This window comes from SAR324 cluster bacterium, assembly GCA_015232315.1.
Taxonomy (GTDB): Bacteria; SAR324; SAR324; order SAR324; family NAC60-12; genus JADFZZ01.
The window spans coordinates 1-2,122 of the sequence record JADFZZ010000088.1 but is presented as its reverse complement, the minus strand read 5'-3'; the positions used below and the strand labels follow the sequence as shown (position 1 = coordinate 2,122).

At 50.8% G+C, this 2,122-nt stretch carries 2 protein-coding genes; both read right to left on the bottom strand.

Annotated features, from left to right (window positions below):
* On the bottom strand, positions 1-317 hold a 317-nt coding region (locus HQM11_21465; GenBank protein MBF0353606.1), incomplete at its 3' end, for a hypothetical protein.
* 412 nt (positions 318-729) lie between these two features.
* On the bottom strand, positions 730-1,911 hold the full coding sequence (locus tag HQM11_21460) for a transposase (protein MBF0353605.1): 1,182 nt from the start codon (positions 1,909-1,911) through the stop codon (positions 730-732).
* Between the last annotated feature and the right edge of the window lie 211 nt (positions 1,912-2,122).

Genomic DNA, 2,122 nt, shown 5'->3' with positions numbered 1-2,122 from the left:
AAAAATAATTTTGAAACATGATTGGAACTCAAGAAAAATTGTTGGGCGACCCTCACAAGGGTATTTTCTACACCAAATTTTTCACCAATCAAACATTGCTTATGGCTATTCTCGGACAGCCTCCTAGCAACGCTATTATGTTTTGCTAAATCTTGTAATCCGCTTGGATAGGATGATGATGGGTGTAATTTATTGTCAATGATCTTCTGGTTTATAATAGTCTGATAATCAGACAGTAATTCCAGTGCTTCCTCAACATTTGTATATGTATGATTACTAAACCCAAGTATATCCAGATGGGCAATAACTTTATTCATGATCGATCTCCTTCATTAAGAATATGTCCAACGTTTAAGATAAGCAGAAAACTCACGGACCGTATGACGGAGTGAGTTTTCGCGAGACAGGAAGTCAGCGTTGGGTATGAGTTTTTCTGCTTCATCGTCTGTTGGACAGATGAGCGGGCAACGCCCGTCGCAAGCGTTCCTGAAGTTCAACGCCAGCCTTTATTTATGGAAATCCGGCGCGAACGATTTTCCGCCCTGGTGATTATTTGAGGAAATGGCGGCGGATTTTTGTACATTTCCCTGGATAGCCGTCGCGAAACAGCGTGATTTTCCCTTCACTTTGCGTCCATTGAGTTCAGCTATCGGTCCTTTGTCGGTGTTTTCCAGCGTCCGGACGGAGTCCTTCCGGAGATGTCGCGACAACCCTCCGGACAGGGGGACGTCAGGCCGCGTCTTTTCGCTCCGCTCTTGGCACGGTTTCCTTGCGTCGCGCGGGATTCCGAATTTCCGGCAGGACCCGGACGTGTAAGGTCTTGCCGCACACCGGACAGTTCGCGGGACTCCACAGTTTTTCGGCCAGTTTCAGGGAAACCTGTCGCTGAACTTTCATGGGCGAGGACGTTCTGGCCGCCCCGTTCTGCCCCAGACTCCGGTTCGCCGTTTCCCAGGATGTCTGACGGGCGCTATTGGAATACAGACCATAGGACCGGACCCGAATACTGTTTTTGGGAGGAACATGCCGCAAAAACCGTTGAATAAACGTACTGACGCCATACTCCACCGATCGGGCCTCAGACCCACGCCCGGTCTTGAGACGAACCCGTCCGTGTTCCAGCGACAGAATCCGCCGGTCGCTCACCGGACCACCCCGCAGGTACTTTGACAGATACAGCAGCACGCCCTGACCATGCTCATAACGGGGACACAGTTTCACATTCCACGGCTGACGGCCCAACCGGTTGAGTTCGTTCAGGCAACCCTGAAGCGTAGCCGACGGGGGAACCTTCAGCGTTCCAGACTCCAGTTGTTCGCTCAGCGACGCTCTCATTTTTCCGCGAAACAGGTCACGAACCACCCGGAACGGCAGCAGGATATTTCCCGTTTTTTCCACCCATCGCTCCTCGTTCAGACCACCCGCGGTGATCAGAACATGCAGGTGCGGATGCAGACTCAGATCACGGCTCCACGTATGCAACGACGCGATCCAGCCCGCTTCCGCGCCCAGATATGTTTCATCTTCCAGCAATTCCCGCAACGTCGCGCTGGCGTTCTGAAACAACAAATTCGTCATCTCACGCTCATTGTGTTTCCATAATCCGTTCAAGGAATGCGGCAACGTGAAGATCACGTGATAATGCGCGCAGTCCAGCAGACGCGAGCGCTGAAACTCCAGCCACTTCTCATTCTGTGCGGTATTGCACTGTGGACACTGACGGTTACGGCACGAATTATAATGATTCTTTTCAAAATGTCCCGCTTCACAGACTTCCTGATATCCTCCCAGCACCGCCGTCCGGCAGTTCATCACGCTCCAGGCCGTATCCCTCATCGACTTCGACACAGCGTGACTCCGCTCATACTCCGCATAGCCTTCCTGAAATATCTGCTGAACTCCCTTGATCATTCCACCCTTCTGAATTCTTATATCTATTTTAATTTCAGCAGTTTGGGCGTCGTTAAGCGTCCCCGCCTCATGGCGGTTCTGTCCAACGCTGAGTTGAGCGGTTGCTGGAACGGAGCAAAGCGCAGTGTAAGCAATCCGTCTCGAACGTCTTGTTCGATTTTGTTCATTTTATTTAATACATTCAAACTGATTCAAATATATATTCACAAGG

What these genes read in the sequence shown, in the direction of transcription:
- HQM11_21460 (MBF0353605.1), bottom strand. Translation starts at nt 1,911, where the DNA reads ATGATCAAGGGAGTTCAGCAGATATTTCAGGAAGGCTATGCGGAGTAT.